A 22,519-nucleotide genomic window follows, 5' to 3' on the forward strand; every position below is an offset into this window, starting at 1 on the left:
GCCACGGACGGGGAAAGCCGCGATCGACGCCCGCTACGGCTGCCGGTTCCACTCGGCGATCACCGGGTGCCCGTGCTCGGTGGACAGCCGGCTGACGGTGCCGGTGGCCAGCTGGAACAACCGGCCCTCGGCGGGCGGGAGGCCCAGCCGACGGGCCGTCAGGACCCGCAGGAAATGGGCGTGGGCGACGAGCACCACGTCGGGTCCGTCCGCGGCGAGCGCGTCGGCCACCCGGGCCAGCACCCGGTCGGCGCGGGCGCCGACCTCGGCCGGTGTCTCACCGGGATGCCCCTCGGGCCCCGGCGCCACCCCGTCGGTCCACAGGTCCCAGTCGGGGCGGGTGCGGTGGATCTCGGCGGTGGTGATGCCCTCGTAGCCGCCGTAGTCCCATTCGTGCAGCGCGGGTTCGGGCTCGACCCCGGTCAGGCCCGCGAGCGCGGCGGTGCGCAGGGCGCGGCCGAGCGGGCTGCTGAGCACGAGGGCGTGGGTCCGGCCGGACAGGAGCGGGGCGAGGGACTTGGCCTGTTCCTCGCCGTGGTCGGTGAGGGGCAGGTCGGTGTAGCTGGTGTGCTGCCCCGACCTGCTCCACTCCGTCTCCCCGTGGCGGACCAGCAGAAGGTCCGCCACGGTCAGCCCTTCTTCTCGACCGCGTGGCCGCCGAACTGGTTGCGCAGCGCCGCGATCATCTTCATCTGCGGCGAGTCGTCCTGCCGGGACGCGAACCGGGCGAACAGCGAGGCGGTGATCGCCGGGAGCGGCACCGCGTTGTCGATGGCCGCCTCGACGGTCCAGCGGCCCTCGCCGGAGTCCTCCGCGAAGCCGCGCAGCTTCTCCAGGTGCTCGTCGTCGTCCAGCGCGTTGACCGCGAGGTCGAGCAGCCAGGAGCGGATGACGGTGCCCTCCTGCCAGGAGCGGAACACCTCGCGGACGTTCTCCACCGAGTGCACCTTCTCCAGCAGCTCCCAGCCCTCGGCGTACGCCTGCATCATGGCGTACTCGATGCCGTTGTGGACCATCTTGGAGAAGTGCCCGGCGCCGACCCGGCCCGCGTGCACATAGCCGTAGGGGCCCTCCGGCTTGAGCGCGTCGAAGATCGGCTGGAGGGCGTCCACGTTCTCCTTCTCGCCGCCGACCATGAGCGCGTAGCCGTTCTCCAGGCCCCACACACCGCCGGAGACGCCCGCGTCCACGAAGCCGATGCCCTTGATGGCGAGCGCCGCGGCGTGCTTCTCGTCGTCCGTCCAGCGGGAGTTGCCGCCGTCGATCACCGTGTCGCCGGGCTCCAGCAGGTCGCCCAGCTCGTCCACGACGGTCTGGGTGGCCGTGCCGGCCGGGACCATCACCCACACATGGCGGGGCGCGTCCAGCTTCTCGACCAGTTCGGCGAGGCTCTTGACGTCGGAGACCTCAGGGTTGCGGTCGTAGCCGATGACGGTGTGGCCGGCGCGGCGGATGCGCTCGCGCATATTGCCGCCCATCTTGCCGAGACCGATGAGACCGAGCTGCATGATCAGTTCTCCGATGCGTTCTTGAGAGTGCGGTAGGCGGCGACGAGGGCCGTGGTGGAGGGGTCGAGGCCGGGCACCTCTGCCCCCTCGGTGAGGGCGGGTTCGACGCGCTTGGCGAGGACCTTGCCCAGCTCCACGCCCCACTGGTCGAAGGAGTCGATGTCCCACACCGCGCCCTGTACGAACACCTTGTGCTCGTACAGTGCGATCAGCTGGCCCAGCACGGACGGGGTCAGCTCGGCCGCCAGGATGGTGGTGGTCGGGTGGTCGCCCTGGAAGGTGCGGTGCGCCACCTGCTCCTCGGGCACGCCCTCCGCACGGACCTCCTCGGCGCTCTTGCCGAAGGCCAGCGCCTGGGTCTGGGCGAAGAAGTTGGCCATCAACAGGTCGTGCTGCGCCTTCAGTTCGGCGCTCAGCTCGCCGACCGGGCGGGCGAAGCCGATGAAGTCGGCGGGGATCAGCTTGGTGCCCTGGTGGATCAACTGGTAGTACGCGTGCTGCCCGTTGGTGCCGGGCGTGCCCCACACCACGGGACCCGTCTGCCACTCCACCCGGCGCCCGTGCCGGTCCACCGACTTGCCGTTGGACTCCATGTCCAGCTGCTGGAGGTACGCGGTGAACTTGGACAGGTAGTGGCTGTACGGCAGTACGGCGTGCGACTGGGCGTCGTGGAAGTTGCCGTACCAGATGCCCAGCAGGCCCAGCAGCAGCGGGGCGTTGGCCTCGGCGGGCGCGGTGCGGAAGTGCTCGTCGACCAGGTGGAAGCCGTCCAGCATCTCCCGGAAGCGGTCCGGGCCGATGGCGATCATCAGGGAGAGGCCGATGGCGGAGTCGTAGGAGTAGCGGCCGCCGACCCAGTCCCAGAACTCGAACATGTTGTCCGGGTCGATGCCGAACTCGGTCACCTTGCCCGAGTTGGTCGAAAGCGCCACGAAATGCTTCGCTACGGCCTTCTCGTCCCCATCGAACGCTTCGAGCAGCCACGAACGCGCGGACGTCGCGTTGGTGATCGTCTCGATCGTCGTGAACGTCTTGGAGGCGACGATGAACAGGGTTTCGGCCGGGTCCAGATCGCGCGTCGCCTCGTGCAGGTCCGCGCCGTCCACGTTCGACACGAAGCGAACGGTCAGATCGCGGTCGGCGAAGCTGCGCAGCGCCTCGTAGGCCATCGCGGGCCCGAGGTCGGAGCCGCCGATGCCGATGTTGACGACATTGCGGATCCGCCGGCCGGTGTGACCGGTCCAGGCACCGGAGCGCACCCGCTCCGCGAAGTCGCTCATCTTGTCGAGGACGGCGTGCACCTTGGGCACCACGTTCTCGCCGTCGACCTCGATCACCGCGTCCCGGGGCGCGCGCAGCGCGGTGTGCAGCACCGCCCGGTCCTCGGTGATGTTGATCCGCTCGCCGCGGAACATCGCGTCCCGCAGCCCGAACACATCGGTGGCGGTGGCGAGTTCCTGGAGCAGGGCCAGGGTCTCGTCGGTGATCAGCTGCTTGCTGTAGTCGATGTGCAGATCACCGACCCGGACCACGTACCGCTCGGCGCGGCCCGGGTCCGACGCGAACAGCTCGCGCAGGTGCAGCGGCCTCTCGGCGCGGTGGTCGGCGAGCGCCGTCCACTCGGGCCGGTGGATCAGATTCGGATAGTGGGCGTCGGCCATCTCAGGCGTTCTCCTTGGCGGCCTCGCCCCGCAGGGCGATGGCGTACATCTCGTCGGCGTCGAGGCGGCGCAGCTCCTCGGCGATGAGTTCGGAGGTGGGTCGGACCTTCAGGGCGAGGGTGCGCGGCGGCTGACCCGGCAGGGTGAGCGTCGCGAGCGGGCCCTCGGGGCGGTCCACGACGATCTCGCCGTCGCGGGTGCCCAGCCGTACGGCGGTGACCACCGGACCCTCGGTGACCACGCGGTCCACGCTCACCCCGAGCCGTGCCTCCAGCCAGCGGGCCAGCAGCTCGGCGCTCGGGTTGTCCGCCTCGGCCTCCACGGCCGCCGACGTCACCTTCGCCCGCGCCTGGTCGAGCGCGGCGGCCAGCATCGAGCGCCACAGCGTCAGCCGGGTCCAGGCGAGGTCGGTGTCGCCGGGCGCGTAGGTGCGGGCGCGGGCCTGCAGGACCTCCATCGGCCGCTCCACCGCGTACAGATCGGTGATCCTGCGCTGCGCGAGCGCGCCGAGCGGGTCCTTGGACGGCGTGTCGGGCGCGTCCACCGGCCACCACACGACGACCGGGGCGTCCGGCAGCAGCAGCGGCAGCACCACCGAGTCGGCGTGGTCGGAGACCTCGCCGTAGGTGCGCAGCACCACCGTCTCGCCGGTGCCGGCCTCCGAGCCGACCCGGACCTCGGCGTCCAGGCGCGAGTGGGTGCGGTCGCGCAGGGTGCGGGCGTGCCGCTTGATGACGACCAGGGTGCGCGAGGGGTGCTCGTGCGAGGCCTCCTCGGCGGCCCGCATCGAGTCGTAGGCGTTCTCCTCGTCCGTGACGATGACCATCGTCAGGACCATGCCCACGGCCGGGGTGCCGATCGCTCGGCGGCCCTGCACCAGCGCCTTGTTGATCTTGCTTGCCGTGGTGTCGGTCAGGTCGATCTTCATGGCCTGCGCCAGCTCCGTCCGTCTCGTGCGAGCATCTCGTCGGCTTCCCGCGGTCCCCAGCTGCCCGACGCGTACTGTGCCGGCCGGCCGTGCGCCGCCCAGTACTGCTCGATCGGGTCGAGGATCTTCCAGGACTCTTCCACTTCCTGGTGACGCGGGAACAGGTTGGCGTCGCCCAGGAGCACGTCCAGGATGAGCCGCTCGTACGCCTCCGGGCTGGACTCCGTGAACGACTCGCCGTAGGCGAAGTCCATGGACACGTCCCGGATCTCCATCGAGGTACCCGGCACCTTGGAACCGAAGCGGACCGTCATGCCCTCGTCCGGCTGGACGCGGATCACGATCGCGTTCTGGCCCAGCTCCTCGGTGGCGGTGGAGTCGAACGGGGAGTGCGGGGCCCGCTTGAAGACCACCGCGATCTCCGTCACCCGGCGCCCGAGCCGCTTGCCGGTGCGCAGATAGAACGGGACGCCCGCCCAGCGGCGGTTGTCGATGCCGATCTTGATCGCGGCGAAGGTGTCGGTCTTCGACGCCGCGTCGATACCGTCCTCCTCGAGGTAGCCGACGACCTTCTCGCCGCCCTGCCAGCCGGCCGCGTACTGCGCCCGCACGGTGTGGTCACCCAGGTCGTCGGGGAGCCGGACCGACTTGAGCACCTTCAGCTTCTCGGTGAGCAGCGCCTCCGCGTCGAACGCGATGGGCTCCTCCATGGCGGTGAGCGCCATCAGCTGGAGCAGGTGGTTCTGGATGACGTCACGGGCCGCGCCGATGCCGTCGTAGTAGCCGGCCCGGCCGCCGATGCCGATGTCCTCGGCCATCGTGATCTGGACGTGGTCGACGTAACTGCGGTTCCAGATCGGCTCGTACATCTGGTTGGCGAAGCGCAGCGCCAGGATGTTCTGGACCGTCTCCTTGCCCAGGTAGTGGTCGATGCGGAACACCTGGTCCGGCTCGAACACGTCGTGCACCAGCGCGTTCAGCTCACGGGCGCTGGCCAGGTCGTGGCCGAATGGCTTCTCGATGACCGCGCGCCGCCAGGAGCCCTCGGGCGGGCTCGCCAGGCCGTGCTTCTTCAGCTGCTGCACGACCTTCGGGAAGAACTTCGGCGGCACCGAGAGGTAGAACGCGAAGTTGCCGCCGGTGCCGCGGGAGGCGTCCAGCTCCTCCACGGCGTCCTTGAGCTGCTTGAACGCGGTGTCGTCGTCGAAGTCGCCGGGGATGAAGCGCATGCCCTCGGCGAGCTGCTGCCACACCTCCTCGCGGAACGGGGTGCGCGAGTGCTCGCGCACCGAGTCGTGGACGACCTGCGCGAAGTCCTGGTCCTCCCACTCGCGGCGGGCGAAGCCCACCAGGGAGAAGCCCGGCGGCAGCAGACCGCGGTTGGCCAGGTCGTACACGGCCGGCATCAGCTTCTTGCGGGACAGGTCACCGGTCACCCCGAAGATGACCAGGCCCGAGGGACCCGCGATGCGCGGGAGGCGGCGGTCCCGGGTGTCCCGCAGCGGATTCACCCAGTCGGCGGCCGGCACGATGGGCACCCGCACCTCCTCCGGCGCCGGGGCAGGGCTCGCTTTTTCGGTCATCGCGCGTCAACTCCCTTGCTCTCCAGGGACTTCGCCACCGCGTCCAGCAGGTCCTGCCAGGCCGTCTCGAACTTGGCGACGCCCTCGTCCTCCAGCTGCTGGACGACCTCGTCGTAGGAGATGCCGAGCCGCTCGATCGCGCCGAGGTCGGCACGGGCCTGCGCGTAGCCGCCGGTCACCGTGTCGCCGGTGATCTCGCCGTGGTCGGCGACGGCGTTCAAGGTGGCCTCCGGCATGGTGTTGACCGTGCCCGGCGCGACGAGGTCGTCCACATACAGGGTGTCCTTGTACGCGGGATCCTTCACACCGGTGGACGCCCACAGCGGACGCTGCTTGTTCGCCCTGTCACCGGCGAGCGCCAGCCAGCGGTCCGAGGCGAAGACCTCCTCGTACGCCTCGTAGGCCAGTCGCGCGTTGGCGAGGGCCGCGCGGCCCTTGAGCGAGAGGGCCTCGTCGGTGCCCAGCGCGGTCAGCCGCTTGTCGATCTCGGAGTCCACCCGGGAGACGAAGAACGACGCCACCGAGTGGACGGTGGACAGGTCGATGCCGCGCTCGCGGGCCTTCTCCAGACCGGCCAGGTAGGCGGCCATGACCTCGCGGTAGCGCTCCAGGGAGAAGATCAGGGTCACATTGACGCTGATGCCGAGCCCCACGACCTCGGTGATGGCCGGCAGGCCCGCCTTGGTCGCCGGGATCTTGATCATCACGTTGGGGCGGTCGACCAGCCAGAACAGCTGCTTGGCCTCGGCGACGGTGGCCGCGGTGCGATGCGCCAGCCGGGGGTCGACCTCGATGGAGACCCGGCCGTCGCGGCCGTTCGTCGCCCGGTACACGGAGTCCAGGATGTCGGCGGCGTCGCGGACGTCGGCGGTGGTCATCATCCGCACGGCCTCGTCGACCGTCACGCCGCGTACGGCCAGATCGGTGAGCTGCTCCTCGTAGCCCTCGCCGGAGCCTATGGCCGCCTGGAAGATCGACGGGTTGGTGGTGACACCGACGGCGCTGCCGCTCGCCACCAGGTCGGCGAGGCTGCCCGAGGTGATCCGCCCCCGCGACAGGTCGTCCAGCCAGATGGACACACCCTCGTCGGCAAGGCGCTTGAGGGCTCCCGGGGTCGCGATTGCTTCGGTCACAGTGATCATCTTTCTTTGTGTGTCGGTGTCAGACGCGCGCGGCGGCGAGCGACTCGCGGGCCGTCGCGGCGACGTTCTCGGGGGTGAAGCCGAACTCGGTGAACAGGGTCCCCGCGGCGGCGGAGGCGCCGAAGTGCTCCAGGGAGACGATCCGGCCCGCGTCACCCACATAGCGGTACCAGGTCAGCCCGATGCCGGCCTCCACCGCCACCCGGGCCCGCACGGCCGGCGGCAGCACCCGCTCGCGCCAGGCGCGCGGCTGCTCCTCGAACCACTCCACGGACGGCATCGAGACCACCCGGGTGCCGGTGCCCTCGGCCTCCAGCAGCTCCCGCGCGGCCACGGCGAGCTGCACCTCGGAGCCCGTCGCGATGATGATCACCTCCGGGACCTCCGTCGAGGACTCGCGCAGCACATAGCCGCCCTTGGCCGCGTCCTCGTTCGGCGCGTACACCGGCACGCCCTGGCGGGTGAGCGCGAGCCCGTGCGGGGCAGGGCTGGTGGCGTGCCTCTTCAGGATCTCGGCCCAGGCGATCACGGTCTCGTTGGCGTCCGCCGGGCGGACGACGTTCAGACCCGGGACGGCCCGCAGCGAGGCCAGGTGCTCGACGGGCTGATGGGTCGGGCCGTCCTCGCCGAGGCCGATGGAGTCGTGCGTCCAGATGTACGTCACCGGCAGCTGCATCAGCGCGGACATCCGCACCGCGTTGCGCATGTAGTCGGAGAACACCAGGAAGGTGCCGCCGTAGACGCGGGTGTTGCCGTGCAGGGCGATGCCGTTCATCTCCGCCGCCATGGAGAACTCGCGGATGCCGAAGTGCACGGTACGACCATAGGGGTCGGCCGTCGGCAGCGGGTTGCCCTCGGGGAGAAATGAGCTGGACTTGTCGATGTCGGTGTTGTTCGAGCCGGCGAGGTCGGCGGAGCCGCCCCACAGCTCCGGCAGCACCGGGCCCAGCGACTGGAGTACCTTGCCGGAGGCGGCGCGGGTGGCGACCGACCTGCCCTCCTCGAACACCGGCAGGGTGTCCGCCCAGCCCGCGGGCAGCTCGCCCCGGCTGATCCGGTCGAACAGGGCGGCGCGCTCCGGCTCGGCGTCCCGCCACTCGGCGATCCGCTTGTCCCAGGCCGCGTGCGCCTCCGCGCCCCGGTCCAGGGCCCGCCGGGCGTGCTTCAGGACCGCGTCCTCGACCTGGAAGGACAGCTCCGGGTCGAAGCCGAGGAGCCGCTTGGTGGCCGCGATCTCCGCCGCGCCGAGCGCCGAGCCGTGGGAGGCCTCGGTGTCGCGGGCGTTCGGGGCGGGCCAGGCGATGATCGTGCGCAGCGCGATGATCGAGGGCCGCCCGGTCTCGTTCCGCGCCGCCTGGAGGGCCGCGTACAGGGCGGGCGCGTCCACGTCGCCGTCGGCGGTGGGCGCGACGCGCTGGGTGTGCCAGCCGTACGCCTCGTACCGCTTCAGGACGTCCTCGGAGAAGGCGGTCGCGGTGTCGCCCTCGATGGAGATGTGGTTGTCGTCGTAGAGGAAGACCAGGTTGCCGAGCTTCTGGTGGCCGGCGAGCGAGGACGCCTCGGCGCTGACGCCCTCCTCCAGGTCGCCGTCGGAGACGATCGCCCAGACGGTGTGGTCGAAGGGGGAGGTGCCCGCGGGGGCCTCAGGGTCGAACAGGCCGCGCTCGTAGCGGGCGGCCATCGCCATGCCCACCGCGTTGGCGGCGCCCTGCCCGAGCGGCCCGGTGGTGGTCTCCACGCCCGCGGTGTGCCCGTACTCGGGGTGGCCCGGGGTCCGGGAGCCCTGGGTGCGGAACGCCTTCAGATCGTCCAGCTCCAGCTCGTACCCGGCCAGGAACAGCTGGGTGTACAGGGTCAGCGAGGTGTGGCCGGGGGAGAGGACGAACCGGTCACGGCCGGTCCACTCCGGGTCCGCCGGGTCGTGACGCATCACCTTCTGAAAGATCGTGTACGCGGCAGGCGCCAGGCTCATCGCGGTGCCCGGGTGGCCGTTGCCCACCTTCTGCACCGCGTCGGCCGCCAGCAGACGGGCGGTGTCCACGGCCCGCCGGTCGAGATCGGTCCACTCGAAGCCACCGGAAGTCTGCGTGCTCATCTTCAAGAAGTCCTCGTTCAGTACGGAAGGGCTGGCCGGACGCGTTCAAACTTAAAAGTCTGACTTTTTCGACGGAAGGGCGGGATGTGTCACCCTGTGGTGAATCTGGGACAGTGATCGCGGAGCAGGGACGGCACGAAAAGGACATGGCTGACACAACGCCCCAAGAGGGCGGCGCGGCGGTCGGTGACGGCATCCGGACCCTCCCCTTCCCGACCGAGCTGGCCGTCGGCGGCGTCGGCATGCGGATCGGCCGTATGGGCACCGGCCGCGGCTGGCGGGCCGACATCCCGCTGGACCGCGTGCACCGCATCGACTTCCATGTGGTCCTGCTGTTCACCGAGGGCCCCGTACGCCATATGGTCGACTTCACCGAGTACGAGGCCGCGGCCGGCGACCTGCTGTGGATACGTCCCGGACAGGTCCACCGCTTCTCCCGGGAGTGCGTGTACCGCGGAACCGTGCTGACCATGCAGCCCGGCTTCCTGCCGCGTGCCACCGTGGAGGCCACCGGCCTGTACCGCTACGACCTGCCGCCGCTGCTGCACCCCGGGACGGCCCAGCTCGAAGCGCTCCGGGCGGCCCTGGAGCAGCTGCGCCGCGAGTACGAGGACACGGCGACGCTCCCGCCGAGCCTGCACACGGCCGTCCTGCGGCACGGGCTGACCGCGTTCCTGCTGCGCCTCGCCCACCTCGCCGCCAGCTCGGCGCCCGGCTCACGGCAGCAGTCGGACAGCACCTTCACCCTGTTCCGGGAGGCGGTCGAGCAGGGCTTCGCCACCAATCACAGTGTCAGCGCCTACGCCGACGCCCTCGGTTACTCCCGCCGCACCCTGGTGCGCGCCGTCCGCGCCGCCACCGGCGAGACCCCCAAGGGCTTCATCGACAAACGCGTCGTCCTGGAGGCCAAACGCCTCCTCGCCCACACCGAGCTGCCCATCGGCCGGGTCGGCGCGGCCGTCGGCTTCCCGGACGCGGCGAACTTCTCCAAGTTCTTCCAACTGCACACCGGGCGGACACCGGTGGCCTTCCGCGCCGAACTGCGCTGACCGCCGCGGCTCTTGACCTGGAGCGCGCTCCAGATCCGAGCATGGGCGCATGAACACCGGCCGGGTGCACGCCACCCACCCCCAGATCGTCCTCGGCACCATGGACTTCGGAACCCGCGTCGACCGCGAGCGGGCCTTCGCGGTCCTCGACTCCTTCGTCGCCGGCGGCGGCCGCTGGCTCGACACCGCGAACTGCTACTCCTTCTGGGCCGATCCCGAGGGCGTCGGCGGCGCCGGCGAACGGGTCATCGGCGATTGGCTACGGGCCCGCCCGGGGGCACGCGAGGCGGTACGGATCGCGACGAAGGTGCGGCACAACCCGCTGGTGCCGGGCTCCTGGCCAGGGAGCGCGGAAGGGCTCTCCGCGCCCGCGATCCGCAAGGGCGTCGAGGAGAGCCTGCGCCGCCTGGGCGTCGAGCACCTCGATCTGCTCTGGGCGCACGCCGAGGACCGGAGCGTGGAACTGGAGGAGACGGTCGGCGCCTTCGGCGAACTGGTCGGCGAGGGAGTGGCCCGGCGGATCGGGGCGGCCAACCACGCCGCCTGGCGCGTCGAGCGCGCCCGGTCCCTCGCGCGGGAGCGGCATCTGGCGCCCTGGACGGCCCTGCAACTGCGGCACTCGCTCCTCCAGCCGCGCCCGCTCACCCCCGTCGCGGAGGCGGGCCACCGCCTGCTCACCGCCGAGGACCTGGACCTCGCGGCGGCGGAGGGGCTCACGGTGTGGTCGTACAGCTCTCTGCTGTGGGGTTCGTACACCCGCCCGGACAAGCCGCTGCCGCTCACCTATGACCACCCCGGCACCGCACGGGTCCTCGCGGTCCTGGACGCCGTCGCCGAGGAACTCTCGGCCACCCGCAACCAGGTCGTCCTCGCCTGGCTGATGCGGCAGGGGATCGATCCCATCGTCGGCGCGAGCCGGGTGCACCATGTCGAGGAGGCGCTCGCCGCACGCCAAGTGCGCCTCGGTGACGAGCACATGGCGCGCTTCGCGGCGGCGCGGTAGTGGCCGCCGCCGGAAACCCCGCGACCAAGGAGCCCCCATGACCCCCAGCAGCCCGACCGCGACCCTCTCGCCCGCGCGGGCGGCCGACCGCACCGGCGTCTCCCTCGACACCCTGCGCTACTACGAGCGCGAAGGGCTCATCGGCCCGATCCGGCGCTCACCGGGCGGCCGCCGGGAGTACACCGAGGACGACGTCTTCTGGATCGGCCTGGTCACCTGCTTCCGGGAAGCCGGTCTCGGCATCGCGGACCTGCGCGGCTTCGTCGCCCTCCTGCGCGCCGAACAGCCCCCGCAGGACCGGGTGTCCTTCCTGCGCGAGCGCCGCGCCGCCCTCGCGGAACGGGCGGCGGCGCTGCACCGGGCCATGGCGGTGCTCGACGAGAAGATCGCCTACTACGGCTGAGCCTCGGGGGACCCGGCCGACGTCCGCGAAGTCGGCCGGAACCGTCCGCCGCGCCGCCGCCCCCCGGGGCGCGCCCCTACTCCAGGTGGTACGCGTACACCGTCGTCGCCACCGCGCACACGCCCGGTGCGATCACCTCGGTGCGCAGGGTGCCGGTGCCGGGGTCGTAGTCGACGCCCTCGGCCTCGAACGTGCCCTTGCACAGGCTCTGCTGGGGGAGTCCGAAGAGGCTGCTCACCCGGCCGGTGACCGGCCTGCCGTCCAGCGGGTGCGGCAGATCGACCTGGAGGAGCGGCCTGCTCTGCGGGAACAGCGTGCCCGAGCCGTCGTCGGAGGCGCACACCAGCCGGGTGGCGGTCACGAAGTCGCAGCCCTGGATGTCGCGCACCGGCCTGTCCAGGCTGATCTGCCCGGCCTGGGCCAGCGTCCCGCCGGTGCGCGGGGTCGCCGGGTTGAGCAGCGGCGCGGGGAACACCTGGAGCCGGTCCTGGTCCTCCCACTCGCCGGAGACCAGCCACTGCCCGTCGGGCGAGACCGCGGCGAAGGAGTTGTTCACCTTCTCGCCCGGATCCAGCGGGTGCACATAGTCGTACCGCTTGCCGTCCGGTGTGGTCACCGCGTACATCTTCGACGTGGCCGTGTCCGCGCCCTGGTAGGCGTCGAAGACATAGCCGCGCGCGATGTCCGGGTCGCCCACGTGGTTCCAGCCCTTGATCCGCAGATCCAGCGGGATGTCCAGCAGTCCGCGGTGCAGCAGCGAGCCGTCGGCCCGGCTGGCGAGGCCCTGGCCGCCGCCCAGGGTGTCGGTGTACGACGTCCCGGCCGCCGTCCACCGGTCCTGCCCGGCCGCCGAGGCGCTCGAGGCGGCACACACGAGGGCGCCCACCAGTGCGGTGAGCGCGGCGATTTGACGCTTCATCAGGCTCCTGTCACAGCTGTGGAGTCGGGGTTCGCATGCAACCACGGATCGGCGGCCGGCGGGTGACGGCGACGCGTCGGGTGTGCCGGTTCCGGCCGACGCCCCGGCGACTTCCGGCCGACGCCCCGGCGACTTGCGGGGACGCGCCGGTGCCTTCGCGGGACCGGCGGGCAAGCGAGGGGGCCCGGAACGTGCGCCCGGAGGCGGCGCACGGGGATGATGTGCCTGGCAGGGGTCTCGGGACTCGGGAAAGGTGCGTGGTGACGTGAGGCTGACGATTCTGGGCGGTGGCGGCTTCCGCGTGCCGCTCGTGTACGGCGCGCTGCTGACCGACCGCACCGAGGGCCGGGTCACCGAGGTCGTCCTGCACGACCTGGACGCCGACCGGCTGCACGCGGTCTCCCGGGTCCTCGCCGAGCAGGCCGCCCAGAGCCCGGACGCGCCCCGGGTGACCACCACCACGGAACTCGACGAGGCCCTGCGCGGCGCCGACTTCGTGTTCTCCGCGATCCGTGTCGGCGGCCTCGACGGCCGGGCGGACGACGAGCGGGTCGCGCTGGCCGAGGGCGTGCTCGGGCAGGAGACGGTCGGCGCGGGCGGCATCGCCTACGGGCTGCGCACCGTGCCCGTCGCCACCGAGATCGCCCGCCGGGTGGCCCGCCTCGCCCCCGACGCCTGGGTGATCAACTTCACCAATCCGGCCGGTCTGGTCACCGAGGCGATGTCCCGGCACCTCGGCGACCGGGTCATCGGCATCTGCGACTCCCCGGTCGGCCTCGGCCGCCGCCTCGCCCGCGTCCTCGGCGCCGACCCGCAGGACGCCTTCGTGGACTACGTCGGACTCAACCACCTCGGCTGGGTCCGCGGCCTGCGCGTCGCCGGACGCGACGAACTGCCCCGGCTGCTCGCCGATCCCGCGCTGCTCGGCTCCTTCGAGGAGGGCAGGCTCTTCGGCCCCGACTGGCTGACCTCGCTCGGCGCGATCCCCAACGAGTACCTGCACTACTACTACTTCAACCGCGAGACCGTCCGCGCCTACCGGCAGGCCGAGGCGACCCGCGGCGCCTTCCTGCGCGACCAGCAGGCCCGCTTCTACGCCGAGGCCGGGCGCCCGGACGTCTCCGCGCTGGGCGCCTGGGACCGCACCCGCGCCGAGCGCGAGGCGACGTACATGGCGGAGAACCGGGAGACCGCGGGCGCCGGTGAACGCGAGGAGGAGGACCTCTCCGGCGGCTACGAGAAGGTGGCCCTCGCCCTGATGCGCGCCATCGCCCGCGACGCCCGTACGACCCTCATCCTCAACGTCCGCAACCAGGGCACCCTGCCGGACCTGGACGCCGACGCGGTCATCGAGGTCCCCTGCCTGGTGGACGCCAACGGCGCCCACCCCCTGGCCACCGCCCCGCTGCCCGACCACGCGACGGGCCTGGTCTCCTCGGTCAAGGCGGTGGAGCGCGAGGTGCTCGCCGCCGCCGAGTCCGGTTCCCGGGCGACCGCGCTCAAGGCGTTCGCCCTGCACCCCCTGGTCGACTCGGTGAACGTGGCACGCCGGCTGACGGACGGCTACCTGGCGGTCCATCCGGGCCTTTCCTACCTCAAGTAGACCGGCTCAAGAGGCACTTGAACGCCGCACACAATTATGTTCTTGTGGACCAGACAAACCGCTGATGGGAAGGGGAACACGGGGTGGAGCCGACGGCCGGTCCCGGCCAGTTGCTGGCCATCAGCGATCTGCACATCTCCTACCCGGAGAACCGGGCGCTCGTGGAGCAGCTGCACCCGACGGGCGACGAGGACTGGCTGATCGTCGCGGGCGACATCGCGGAGACGGTGGAGGACATCCGCTGGACCCTCGCCACCCTCGCGGCCCGCTTCCGCAAGGTCCTGTGGACACCGGGCAACCACGACCTGTGGACCCACCCGAAGGACCCCGTGCAGCTGCGCGGCGTCGCCCGCTACGAGCACCTGGTCCAGGTCTGCCGCGAACTCGGCGTCCTCACCCCCGAGGACCCCTACCCCGTCTGGCAGGGCCCCGGCGGCCCGGTCGCCGTCGCCCCGCTGTTCCTCGGCTACGACTACAGCTTCCTGCCCGCCGGCTGCTCCACCAAGGCCGAGGGCCTCGCCTACGCCGAGAGCACCGGCATCGTCTGCAACGACGAGTACCTGCTGCACCCCGACCCGTACCCGAGCCGCGAGGCGTGGTGCCGCGACCGGGTGGCACGGACCGAGGAGCGGCTCGCGGCGCTGCCCGCGGACCTGCCGACCGTGCTGGCCAACCACTACCCGCTGCACCGGCACCCCACCGAGGTGCTGTGGCACCCCGAGTTCGCCATGTGGTGCGGCACCGAGCTGACCGCCGACTGGCACCGCCGGTTCCGCGTCGCCACCATGGTCTACGGCCATCTGCACATCCCCCGCACCACCTGGCACGACGGGGTCCGCTTCACCGAGGTCTCCGTGGGCTACCCCCGCGAGTGGCGCAAGCGTTCGCAGCAGCCGGGCACGGCGCGCCGCATCCTGCCGATGGAGGAGGTGGAAGCCGGTGATCGAGGAACTGCTCCCGGAGTCGGTCGTGGCCGTGGAGGCACTTCGTGACGACCCGCTGTGGGACACCCCCCTCCACCCGGAGGAAGAGGTGCTCGTCGCCCGGGCCGTGGCCAAGCGGCGCCGCGAGTTCGCGGCCGTGCGCGGCTGCGCCCGGCGGGCCATGGAGAAGCTCGGCATTCCGCCGCGGCCCGTGGTCAGCGGTGAGCGGGGCGCCCCGCAGTGGCCGGCGGGCATCGTCGGCAGCATGACCCACTGCGACGGCTACTGCGCCGCCGCGCTGGTCCGTGCCACCGACCTCGTCTCGCTGGGCATCGACGCCGAACCGCACGGCCCGCTGCCCGACGGCGTCGGCGCCACCGTCTTCCTGCCCGCCGAGACGGCACGCCTCGCGCGGCTCGCCGAGCAGCGGCCCGCCGTGCACTGGGACCGGATCCTGTTCAGCGCCAAGGAGTCGGTGTACAAGGCGTGGTTCCCGCTCACCCGCGAGTGGCTGGACTTCTCCGAGGCCGACATCACCCTGTGCCCGTCCCCCGACGGCGCCGCGCACGGCACCCTGCACGCCGAACTCCTGGTCCCCGGCCCCCTCGTCGGCGGCCGCCGCCTCCAGGTCCTCGACGGCCGCTGGGCCGCCCGGGACGCCCTGGTGACCACCACGGTCGTCATCCCGCACTCCGCCTGACGGCCCCGGGCGCCCGGCCGACGGGCACGGGCGCCCGACGAGCACCGCTACGACGGACCCGCGTTCCCCGGACCGGTCCGGCGCCCGGTCAGCCGGCCGACGGGCACCACTCGCCCAGCATCCGGAAGAACTCCTCCTCGTTGCCCGTGAGGCCCGCCCGGGTCAGGGCCGTCTCCGCCTCGGCGAGCACGGACGGCGGCACCAGGGCGGGCGGCGCCCCGTCCGGTGGACCGTCGAAGGCGGCGCGCACCGTGTGCAGCAGCCGCAAGTAGGCCTGGACTGCGGTGCGCTCATGATCGGTCAGTACGGCGGTGGGCATCGGTCGGCTCTCCCCGAGTAGGCGGCACGGTCACGCGCGCTGCGGCGCACGCACACCAGCTTGCCGCCCACCACTGACAATCGGGCGAAACCGCACCTCGGCCTGTGTCCCGGGCGCCGTCAGGCCTCCGGCCGTTTCACGCTCTCCAGGAGCATGTCCAGCCATTCCGCGACCTTGTCCCGGTGCTGGTCGGTCGGCAACTGCGCGGCCCGCCAGGCGATTCCGCGCACCCCGTGGTCCTGGAGCAGCCGTTCCAGCGGATCCTCGGCGGGACCGGCCGCGGCCCGCTCCCGGTCGGCCAGCTTCTGGAGCAGTTCCTGCTCGGTGCGCTGGAGCGCGCCCGCCAGCGCCTCGGGATCCTCCGCCGTCAGGAACCCGGCGTGCACCCGGAAGAAGCGCTGCAACGCGTCGCAGTGCTCCATGGTGGGCCGCCGGTCGCCGTTGATCAGGGCACCGGCCTGCTGCCGGGACATGCCCGCGCCGTCGGCGATCTCCTGCTGGGTGTACTTGCGGCCGTTCGGTTTCAGCCGGGAGCGCCGCAGCAGCCCGAGGCGCTGCAGAAACCGCGCCTGGACATCGGGTTCGCCCGCCGGGCGCCCGCTGAGCAGCGCCTTGACCACCGGCTCGGGCACCCCGCAGGCGACCGAGAGCCGCGCGATGTCGAAGACCTCGGCCTGGGTCACCCCGAGGCGCTCGGCGAGCGCGGTGACGCGGGCGACGACGGCCGGCAGCTGGGCGGTCGCCGCGGCGCCCGGATCCTCGTAGCCATCCGTCACCGACAGAACTCCTACGTCTCTCAAGCAAGGGCAACAGGTGCGTCCGTGCATCCCGCATGCTCGGTACCAGGACCGGCGGTCGCCGTGAACTTCCCGGAGATTAGCCCGTGCTGTGAACCCACATCCAGGTGTCGCCACAACTGTGGCGAATTTCAGCCGTCAACCGGCCTGGAATGCCACGATAGTTGACATCACTCCTCGTGGGGAAGCAGGATCGCATCGCCGCGTGAAGGCCGCAGAGGCAAGAGGGGTGACCTCCCGATGGCACATCAGGCAGGAGGGCAGTGGCCGGCGCCGCGGCCCGTCCCCGAGACCTCCGAGACCCAGTCGTACCTACAGGACTACGGCGTGCTGCTGGACGCCGTGCCCTTCCCGTCCCTGGTGGTGGACCACCGCTGGGACGTGGTGCTGGCCAATGACGCCTACGCCACGCTCTTCGGCGGGGCGCGCCCGCACCCCACGGCCATGCCCGGGGACAACTTCCTGCGGTTCGTGCTCTTCCACCCGGACGCCGGGCTGGTCCTCGGCGACCACGAGGCGGGCTGGTGCCTGCCGATGCTGGCCCAGTTCAAGGGCGCCATGGACGCCTACGGCCACGATCCCGAACTCCAGGCCATCCGCCGGGAGATCACGCAGGACCCGCTGATGGACGCCGCCTACCGGCAGGGCCTGCCGCACTGGATCCGCGCCGTCGGCGAGCGCGGCACCCGGCTCGACGGGGCCGTACGGCTGCTGCTGCCACCCGATCCGCGCCGGGGCCCCACCGAGTGCCGCATCGTGGACGAGACGCCCCAGGCCCTGCGCGAACTGGGCTGCCGACGCCTGACGTTGGTCCCGCGCGACTCCCGCGGGGCCGCCGCGCCGGTCCGGCGTCCGCGCAGGTCCCGCGCCATGCCGGCGCATCTGACGGTGGTCCCGCCCCCGGAGGGCTGACACCGTTCCAGAGCCGTACTTTCACATCGGCGTCATCTCACCCTTCCCTGACGTTCGCCGCGCTTGGAACACTCGGCGCGGCAGTCACGGACGTCAGGACGAGAGGACCCACCCCCCATGACCGAAGTCAACCGCCGGCGCTTTCTCCAGATCGCGGGCGCCACGACGGCGTTCACGGCGTTGTCGAGCAGCATCCAGCGCGCCGCCGCGCTGCCCGCGAACCATCGCACCGGATCGGTCGAGGACGTCGAGCACATCGTCGTCCTGATGCAGGAGAACCGTTCTTTCGACCACTACTTCGGCTCGCTGCGGGGCGTCCGGGGTTTTGGTGACCCGCGCGCGGTCAGCCAGCACGGCCGCTCCGTCTGGCAGCAGTCGGACGGCACCCGGGACATCCTGCCCTTCCACCCGGACGCCGACGACCTCGGCCTCGCCTTCATCCAGGACCTGCCGCACGGCTGGAACGACGGGCACACCGCGTTCAACGGCGGCAAGTACGACAAGTGGGTACCCGCCAAGTCATCGACCACGATGGCGTACCTGACCCGCCGGGACATCCCCTTCCACTACGCCCTCGCGGACGCGTTCACCGTCTGCGACGCCTACCACTGCTCGTTCATCGGCTCCACCGACCCCAACCGCTACTACATGTGGTCGGGTTACACCGGGAACGACGGCAAAGGCGGCGGCCCGGTCCTCGGCAACGACGAGAAGGGCTACGGCTGGACGACGTACCCCGAGCGCCTGGAGCAGGCGGGCGTCTCCTGGAAGATCTACCAGGACATCGGCGACGGCCTGGACGCGAACGGCGGCTGGGGCTGGATCGACGACGCCTACCGGGGCAACTACGGCGACAACTCGCTGCTCTACTTCAACGCGTACCGCGACGCGAAGCCCGGCGACCCGCTGTACGACAAGGCCCGCACCGGTACGAACGCGAAGGCCGGTGAGGGCTTCTTCGACCGGCTGAAGGCGGACGTCAAGGCCGGGACGCTCCCGCAGGTCTCCTGGATCGCCGCCCCCGAGGCGTTCACCGAGCACCCCAACTGGCCCGCCAACTACGGCGCCTGGTACGTCTCCCAGGTCCTCGACGCGCTCACCTCCAACCCCGAGGTGTGGGCGAAGACGGCCCTGTTCCTGACCTACGACGAGAACGACGGCTTCTTCGACCATGTCGTGCCGCCGTTCCCGGCCGCCTCCGGGGCGCAGGGCAAGTCCACGGTCGACGCCTCGGCCGACCTGTACCAGGGCGGCGCCGGGTACGCGGCGGGACCGTACGGTCTCGGCCAGCGGGTGCCGATGCTGGTCGTCTCGCCTTGGAGCAAGGGCGGCTACGTCTGCTCCGAGACCTTCGACCACACCTCCATCATCCGCTTCATCGAGCAGCGCTTCGGGGTGCGCGAGCCGAACATCTCGCCCTGGCGGCGGGCCGTGTGCGGCGACCTCACCAGCGCCTTCGACTTCTCCCGCAAGGACACCAAGCCCGTCTCCCTGCCCTCCACGGCCGCCTACCAGCCGCCGGACCACGACCGGCACCCCGACTACGTGCCCAAGCCGCCCGCGAACCCCTCGCTGCCCCGGCAGGAGCGCGGCAGCCGCCCCACCCGCCCGCTGAAGTACGCGCCCGCCGTGGACGGCTCCGCGGACACCTCGGCCGGCACCTTCACCCTCACCTTCGCCTCGGGCGCGAAGGCGGGCGCGGTCTTCCTCGTCACCTCCGGCAACCGCACCGACGGCCCCTGGACCTACACCACCGAGTCCGGCAAGACCCTGTCCGACACCTGGAACTCGGCCTACTCCGGCGGCTCCTACGACCTCGCCGTGCACGGCCCCAACGGCTTCCTGCGCGTCTTCAAGGGCGGCAACAAGGCGGCGGGCCCCGAGGTGACCGCCCGGCACACCGGCGACCACGTCGAACTCACCCTCACCACCAAGGGCTCCGGCACGGCCCGGCTGAAGATAGCCAGCGGCTACGGCGGCGCCCCGGTCACCGTGTCCGTACGTCCCGGCGCGACCGTCCGGCACACCGTGGACCTGACGAGCAGCCACCTCTGGTACGACCTGACGATCACCTCGGCGGACGACCCGGCCTTCCTGCGCGGCTTCGCCGGGCACGTGGAGAACGGGCGGCCCGGCGTCAGCGACCCGGCGCTCGCGACGGAGTGAACGGGCGATGAACACCGCTTCCGCCGGGCTGGTCAGGTACCGGTCAGAGCAGGGTAGTGTGCCCCGGTGACCACGCAATCAAACACTCCGGCAGGCTGGTACCCGGACCCGCACGGCGCGCCTCAGACGCTCCGTTACTGGGACGGCAGCCAGTGGACCGAGCACACGAACAACCAGGCCCAGCAGGGCCAGCAGGCCCCGGCGGCCCAGCAGGCCGCGCCGCAGCAGCAGTTCCCGCAGCAGCAGGCCCCCGACGCCCGGGTGCAGCGCCAGGTGCAGCAGCAGGCGGGTGTCGTGGCCGGCGGCCCCGGCGGCGGCACCCTGTTCACCGAGCCGGTGCTGGTGGTGAACCAGAAGGCCAAGCTGATCGAGCTGACCAATGAGTACAAGGTCATGGATCAGAACGGCCGCGAGCTCGGCTCGGTCACCGAGGTCGGGCAGGGCGCGCTGCGCAAGATCCTGCGCTTCGTCTCCAGCTGGGACCAGTTCCTCACCCACAAGCTGGAGATCCGCGACGCCTACGGCCAGCCGCAGCTGCTGCTGACCCGGCCCGCGAAGATCTTCAAGTCCCGGGTGATCGTGTCCCGCCCGGACGGCACGCCGGTCGGTGAGATCGTCCAGCAGAACATGATCGGCAAGATCAACTTCGCGATGAACGTGAACGGCCAGCAGGTCGGCGCGATCAAGGCGGAGAACTGGCGGGCGTGGAACTTCGCGATCGTCGACCACACGGACAGCGAGGTGGCCCGGATCACCAAGACCTGGGAGGGCCTCGCCAAGACGCTGTTCACCTCCGCGGACAACTACGTCCTCCAGATCCACTACCAGCTGCCCGAGCCGCTGCTGAGCCTGGTGGTCGCGACGGCCCTGACCGTCGACACCGCGCTCAAGCAGGACTCGCGGGGCTGGAACTGACCGCCTCCCGTACGGGGGCACGCGACGCACAGCAGAACACCGGGTACGGCAACGGCGGTCGGTGCACGCGGAAACGCGCGCACCGGCCGCCGACGTCTGCGGGCACCGCGGTCACAGCGCCGTGAGATGCCCCGGCTGTTCGGGCCGTTCGGGCTGCTCCGGCAGCCGGGACCGCAGGGCGGGTTCGGCCGCCGCCGTCTCCGCCCGCAGGGCGAGCACCGCCGCCACCGGATGGTCGTGCGGCTCCGCGTCGTCCGCCGTCTCCCTGGTGACCCGGGTGAGCAGCACCACACCCCGGGCGGCCAGCGCCGCCCCGGCGAGCGCCAGCAGCACACCGCCCGCGCCGCCGGTGAGCCCCTGCCCGAGCAGGGTGAGCCCGATCAGCGCGGCGGCCACCGGATTGGCCAGGGTGACGACCGCCAGCGGGGCGCCGAGGCCGCCGCGATAGGCGGTCTGCGAGAGCAGCAGCCCGCCGACGGCGAACGCCGCGACCAGCGTCGCGACCACGATCACCTTGGTGCTCAGCACCGGGCCCGAGCGGTCGGTGGCGGCCACGGTCACGGTCTGGGTGAGCGCGGAGGCGACCCCGGAGGCGAACCCGGACGCGGTCGCGTGCCGCAGTCCGGGCCGGGCGCCGGGCCAGGACAGGGCGCCGACCAGCGCGGCCGTCGTACCGGCCACCGCGACCGCTTCCGGCAGGCTGAGCACCCGGGAGGGCGCCGGGCCCGACGCGGTGACCAGCACCGCGCCGAGGCCGAGCAGGGTGAGTGCCGTACCGCGCCACTCCACCGCGCTGACCCGCCGCCCGGCCGCCCGCGCGCCCAGCGGCACGGCCGCCACCAGGGTCAGCGCGCCGAGCGGCTGTACGACGGTCAGCGGACCGTACTTGAGGGCCGCGACATGCAGCAGCGCGGCCGCCGCGTTCAGGCCGACCGCCGACCACCAGGCGCCCGTGCCGAGCAGCCGCAGCAGCCCGGCCCCGTCGTCGCAGGCGGCCAGGCGTTCCTGGGCGACGGCGGCGAGCGCGTAGGCCACGGCCGAGACCAGGGACAGCGCGACGGCGACCAGCTCGGCGGCGTTCACCGGGCCGCTCCCGCCAGGACCCGCCGGCGCTGGCGCGGGACGATCCGGCCGGTGCCGCGGCCCAGCGCGGTGGTGGCGCGGTGCGGGGGGCGGAGCAGCGCGAGGGCGACGCCCAGCATGGCGGTCGCGGCGAGCGCGTCGAGCCAGTAGTGGTTGGCGGTGCCCACGATCACCAGCAGTGTGAGCAGCGGGTGCAGCAGCCAGAGCAGGCGCCAGCGCGAGCGGGTGGCCGCGATCAGTCCGATCGCCACCATCAGCGCCCAGCCGAAGTGCAGCGAGGGCATCGCGGCGAACTGGTTGGAGAGATGGTCGTGGGCCGGTGGGCCGTACACCGAGGGGCCGTAGATCCGGGCGGTGTCCACCAGGCCGGTCCCGGCCAGCATCCGTGGCGGGGCCAGCGGGAAGGTGAAGGGCAGCACCAGGGCGGCCGCGGTGACCGCGGCGAGGACCCGGCGGGCCCAGACGTAGTGCGCGGGGCGCCGGAGGTAGAGCCAGACCAGGAAGGCGAGCGTGGCCGGGAAGTGCACCGTCGCGTAATAGGTGTTGGCCACCCGCACGAGCGTGTCGCCGTGCAGCAGCGCCGACTGGACGGCGGTCTCGTGCGGGAGGTGCAGGGACCGTTCGAGGTCCCAGACGCGACGGGCGTTGTGGAAGGCGCGCGCGGTGTGGCCGGTGGCCAGCTGACGGCCGAGCTTGTAGACGAGGAAGAGCCCCGCGACGAGCAGGAACTCGCGTATGAGACCCGGACGCGCGACGGCGTCCGGCTCCGTTTCTGCCTCGGCAGGCTCGGTGAGCGCAGTCATCCCCCGG

Annotated in this window: 21 protein-coding genes; 9 read left to right on the top strand and 12 right to left on the bottom strand. The window is 71.9% G+C overall.

What is annotated here, in order from left to right:
- Positions 1 to 33: 33 nt before the first annotated feature.
- Genes ACLF5H_RS20115 through tkt form a run of 7 tightly spaced genes read right to left on the bottom strand, consistent with a single transcriptional unit; the run spans position 34 to position 8,917 of the window.
- Positions 34 to 627: a histidine phosphatase family protein gene (locus ACLF5H_RS20115; RefSeq protein ID WP_421677394.1), complete on the bottom strand. Its 594-nt coding sequence runs from the start codon at positions 625 to 627 to the stop codon at positions 34 to 36.
- Between the two features lie 2 nt (positions 628 to 629).
- The gene (gene gnd / locus ACLF5H_RS20120) at positions 630 to 1,508 is read right to left on the bottom strand and encodes a phosphogluconate dehydrogenase (NAD(+)-dependent, decarboxylating) (protein WP_421677395.1); all 879 of its coding nucleotides are present in this window, start codon (positions 1,506 to 1,508) and stop codon (positions 630 to 632) included.
- Positions 1,509 to 1,510: 2 nt separating this feature from the next.
- Positions 1,511 to 3,169, bottom strand: a complete 1,659-nt coding sequence (gene pgi / locus ACLF5H_RS20125) for a glucose-6-phosphate isomerase (RefSeq protein ID WP_421677396.1) — start codon at positions 3,167 to 3,169, stop codon at positions 1,511 to 1,513.
- A gap of 1 nt (position 3,170) precedes the next feature.
- A complete protein-coding gene (gene opcA / locus ACLF5H_RS20130; protein WP_416481730.1) occupies positions 3,171 to 4,097 on the bottom strand; it encodes a glucose-6-phosphate dehydrogenase assembly protein OpcA in 927 nt (308 codons plus the stop codon).
- On the bottom strand, positions 4,094 to 5,680 hold the full coding sequence (gene zwf, locus ACLF5H_RS20135) for a glucose-6-phosphate dehydrogenase (RefSeq protein ID WP_421677397.1): 1,587 nt from the start codon (positions 5,678 to 5,680) through the stop codon (positions 4,094 to 4,096). Before zwf ends, opcA begins: the two co-directional genes overlap by 4 nt.
- Complete coding sequence (gene tal, locus ACLF5H_RS20140; protein WP_421677398.1) at positions 5,677 to 6,822, bottom strand: transaldolase; 1,146 nt, start codon at positions 6,820 to 6,822, stop codon at positions 5,677 to 5,679. Before tal ends, zwf begins: the two co-directional genes overlap by 4 nt.
- Positions 6,823 to 6,841: 19 nt before the next feature.
- Entirely contained in the window at positions 6,842 to 8,917 is a 2,076-nt protein-coding gene (gene tkt, locus ACLF5H_RS20145) for a transketolase (protein WP_421677399.1), read from the bottom strand.
- 146 nt (positions 8,918 to 9,063) lie between these two features.
- Here tkt and ACLF5H_RS20150 point away from each other — a divergent pair, with 146 nt between their 5' ends.
- The 3 genes from ACLF5H_RS20150 to ACLF5H_RS20160 are packed head-to-tail and all read left to right on the top strand — an operon-like array spanning position 9,064 to position 11,372.
- Complete coding sequence (locus ACLF5H_RS20150) at positions 9,064 to 9,966, top strand: helix-turn-helix domain-containing protein (protein WP_421677400.1); 903 nt, start codon at positions 9,064 to 9,066, stop codon at positions 9,964 to 9,966.
- 49 nt (positions 9,967 to 10,015) lie between these two features.
- Positions 10,016 to 10,969 (top strand): aldo/keto reductase, encoded by a 954-nt coding sequence (locus ACLF5H_RS20155; protein WP_421677401.1) that lies wholly within the window; start codon positions 10,016 to 10,018, stop codon positions 10,967 to 10,969.
- Between the two features lie 37 nt (positions 10,970 to 11,006).
- Positions 11,007 to 11,372 (top strand): MerR family transcriptional regulator, encoded by a 366-nt coding sequence (locus tag ACLF5H_RS20160; RefSeq protein ID WP_421677402.1) that lies wholly within the window; start codon positions 11,007 to 11,009, stop codon positions 11,370 to 11,372.
- 76 nt (positions 11,373 to 11,448) lie between these two features.
- Here the strand turns inward: ACLF5H_RS20160 and ACLF5H_RS20165 are convergent, their stop codons facing one another.
- Complete coding sequence (locus ACLF5H_RS20165) at positions 11,449 to 12,291, bottom strand: hypothetical protein (protein WP_421677403.1); 843 nt, start codon at positions 12,289 to 12,291, stop codon at positions 11,449 to 11,451.
- Between the two features lie 265 nt (positions 12,292 to 12,556).
- Here ACLF5H_RS20165 and ACLF5H_RS20170 point away from each other — a divergent pair, with 265 nt between their 5' ends.
- The 3 genes from ACLF5H_RS20170 (at position 12,557) to ACLF5H_RS20180 (ending at position 15,517) form a co-directional block, all read left to right on the top strand.
- On the top strand, positions 12,557 to 13,894 hold the full coding sequence (locus ACLF5H_RS20170) for a 6-phospho-beta-glucosidase (RefSeq protein WP_421677404.1): 1,338 nt from the start codon (positions 12,557 to 12,559) through the stop codon (positions 13,892 to 13,894).
- A gap of 83 nt (positions 13,895 to 13,977) precedes the next feature.
- Positions 13,978 to 14,886: a metallophosphoesterase family protein gene (locus ACLF5H_RS20175; protein WP_421677405.1), complete on the top strand. Its 909-nt coding sequence runs from the start codon at positions 13,978 to 13,980 to the stop codon at positions 14,884 to 14,886.
- Positions 14,834 to 15,517, top strand: coding sequence for a 4'-phosphopantetheinyl transferase family protein (locus tag ACLF5H_RS20180; RefSeq protein WP_421677406.1), 684 nt, complete (start codon positions 14,834 to 14,836; stop codon positions 15,515 to 15,517). The genes ACLF5H_RS20175 and ACLF5H_RS20180 overlap by 53 nt, the downstream gene beginning before the upstream one ends.
- Before the next feature lie 88 nt (positions 15,518 to 15,605).
- Here the strand turns inward: ACLF5H_RS20180 and ACLF5H_RS20185 are convergent, their stop codons facing one another.
- Both ACLF5H_RS20185 and ACLF5H_RS20190 read right to left on the bottom strand, forming a co-directional pair.
- Positions 15,606 to 15,836, bottom strand: coding sequence for a hypothetical protein (locus ACLF5H_RS20185; protein WP_421677407.1), 231 nt, complete (start codon positions 15,834 to 15,836; stop codon positions 15,606 to 15,608).
- 119 nt (positions 15,837 to 15,955) lie between these two features.
- Positions 15,956 to 16,612: a helix-turn-helix domain-containing protein gene (locus ACLF5H_RS20190; protein WP_421677408.1), complete on the bottom strand. Its 657-nt coding sequence runs from the start codon at positions 16,610 to 16,612 to the stop codon at positions 15,956 to 15,958.
- A 261-nt stretch (positions 16,613 to 16,873) separates the two neighbouring features.
- On the opposite strand from ACLF5H_RS20190, the gene ACLF5H_RS20195 reads away from it, so the two are divergent.
- From ACLF5H_RS20195 to ACLF5H_RS20205, 3 genes are all read left to right on the top strand, one after another.
- Positions 16,874 to 17,545 carry a hypothetical protein gene (locus ACLF5H_RS20195; protein WP_421677409.1) on the top strand — a complete coding sequence of 224 codons (672 nt, stop codon included), beginning with the start codon at positions 16,874 to 16,876 and terminating at the stop codon, positions 17,543 to 17,545.
- Positions 17,546 to 17,662: 117 nt separating this feature from the next.
- On the top strand, positions 17,663 to 19,711 hold the full coding sequence (locus ACLF5H_RS20200; RefSeq protein ID WP_421677410.1) for a phosphocholine-specific phospholipase C: 2,049 nt from the start codon (positions 17,663 to 17,665) through the stop codon (positions 19,709 to 19,711).
- Positions 19,712 to 19,777: 66 nt separating this feature from the next.
- Positions 19,778 to 20,626, top strand: coding sequence for a phospholipid scramblase-related protein (locus tag ACLF5H_RS20205; RefSeq protein ID WP_421677411.1), 849 nt, complete (start codon positions 19,778 to 19,780; stop codon positions 20,624 to 20,626).
- Positions 20,627 to 20,737: 111 nt separating this feature from the next.
- Here the strand turns inward: ACLF5H_RS20205 and ACLF5H_RS20210 are convergent, their stop codons facing one another.
- A complete protein-coding gene (locus ACLF5H_RS20210) occupies positions 20,738 to 21,709 on the bottom strand; it encodes a hypothetical protein (protein WP_421677412.1) in 972 nt (323 codons plus the stop codon).
- Complete coding sequence (locus tag ACLF5H_RS20215) at positions 21,706 to 22,512, bottom strand: phosphatase PAP2 family protein (protein ID WP_421677413.1); 807 nt, start codon at positions 22,510 to 22,512, stop codon at positions 21,706 to 21,708. The genes ACLF5H_RS20210 and ACLF5H_RS20215 overlap by 4 nt, the downstream gene beginning before the upstream one ends.
- Positions 22,513 to 22,519: the final 7 nt, after the last annotated feature.

The sequence above is a fragment of the Streptomyces sp. LaBMicrA B280 genome (genome assembly GCF_049222185.1).
In the GTDB taxonomy this organism is placed as follows: Bacteria; Actinomycetota; Actinomycetes; order Streptomycetales; family Streptomycetaceae; genus Streptomyces; species Streptomyces murinus.

What these genes read in the sequence shown, in the direction of transcription:
- gnd (WP_421677395.1), bottom strand. Translation starts at nt 1,508, where the DNA reads ATGCAGCTCGGTCTCATCGGTCTCGGCAAGATGGGCGGCAATATGCGC.
- pgi (WP_421677396.1), bottom strand. Translation starts at nt 3,169, where the DNA reads ATGGCCGACGCCCACTATCCGAATCTGATCCACCGGCCCGAGTGGACG.
- opcA (WP_416481730.1), bottom strand. Translation starts at nt 4,097, where the DNA reads ATGAAGATCGACCTGACCGACACCACGGCAAGCAAGATCAACAAGGCG.
- zwf (WP_421677397.1), bottom strand. Translation starts at nt 5,680, where the DNA reads ATGACCGAAAAAGCGAGCCCTGCCCCGGCGCCGGAGGAGGTGCGGGTG.
- tal (WP_421677398.1), bottom strand. Translation starts at nt 6,822, where the DNA reads ATGATCACTGTGACCGAAGCAATCGCGACCCCGGGAGCCCTCAAGCGC.
- tkt (WP_421677399.1), bottom strand. Translation starts at nt 8,917, where the DNA reads ATGAGCACGCAGACTTCCGGTGGCTTCGAGTGGACCGATCTCGACCGG.
- ACLF5H_RS20150 (WP_421677400.1), top strand. Translation starts at nt 9,064, where the DNA reads ATGGCTGACACAACGCCCCAAGAGGGCGGCGCGGCGGTCGGTGACGGC.
- ACLF5H_RS20155 (WP_421677401.1), top strand. Translation starts at nt 10,016, where the DNA reads ATGAACACCGGCCGGGTGCACGCCACCCACCCCCAGATCGTCCTCGGC.
- ACLF5H_RS20160 (WP_421677402.1), top strand. Translation starts at nt 11,007, where the DNA reads ATGACCCCCAGCAGCCCGACCGCGACCCTCTCGCCCGCGCGGGCGGCC.
- ACLF5H_RS20165 (WP_421677403.1), bottom strand. Translation starts at nt 12,291, where the DNA reads ATGAAGCGTCAAATCGCCGCGCTCACCGCACTGGTGGGCGCCCTCGTG.
- ACLF5H_RS20185 (WP_421677407.1), bottom strand. Translation starts at nt 15,836, where the DNA reads ATGCCCACCGCCGTACTGACCGATCATGAGCGCACCGCAGTCCAGGCC.
- ACLF5H_RS20195 (WP_421677409.1), top strand. Translation starts at nt 16,874, where the DNA reads ATGGCACATCAGGCAGGAGGGCAGTGGCCGGCGCCGCGGCCCGTCCCC.
- ACLF5H_RS20200 (WP_421677410.1), top strand. Translation starts at nt 17,663, where the DNA reads ATGACCGAAGTCAACCGCCGGCGCTTTCTCCAGATCGCGGGCGCCACG.
- ACLF5H_RS20215 (WP_421677413.1), bottom strand. Translation starts at nt 22,512, where the DNA reads ATGACTGCGCTCACCGAGCCTGCCGAGGCAGAAACGGAGCCGGACGCC.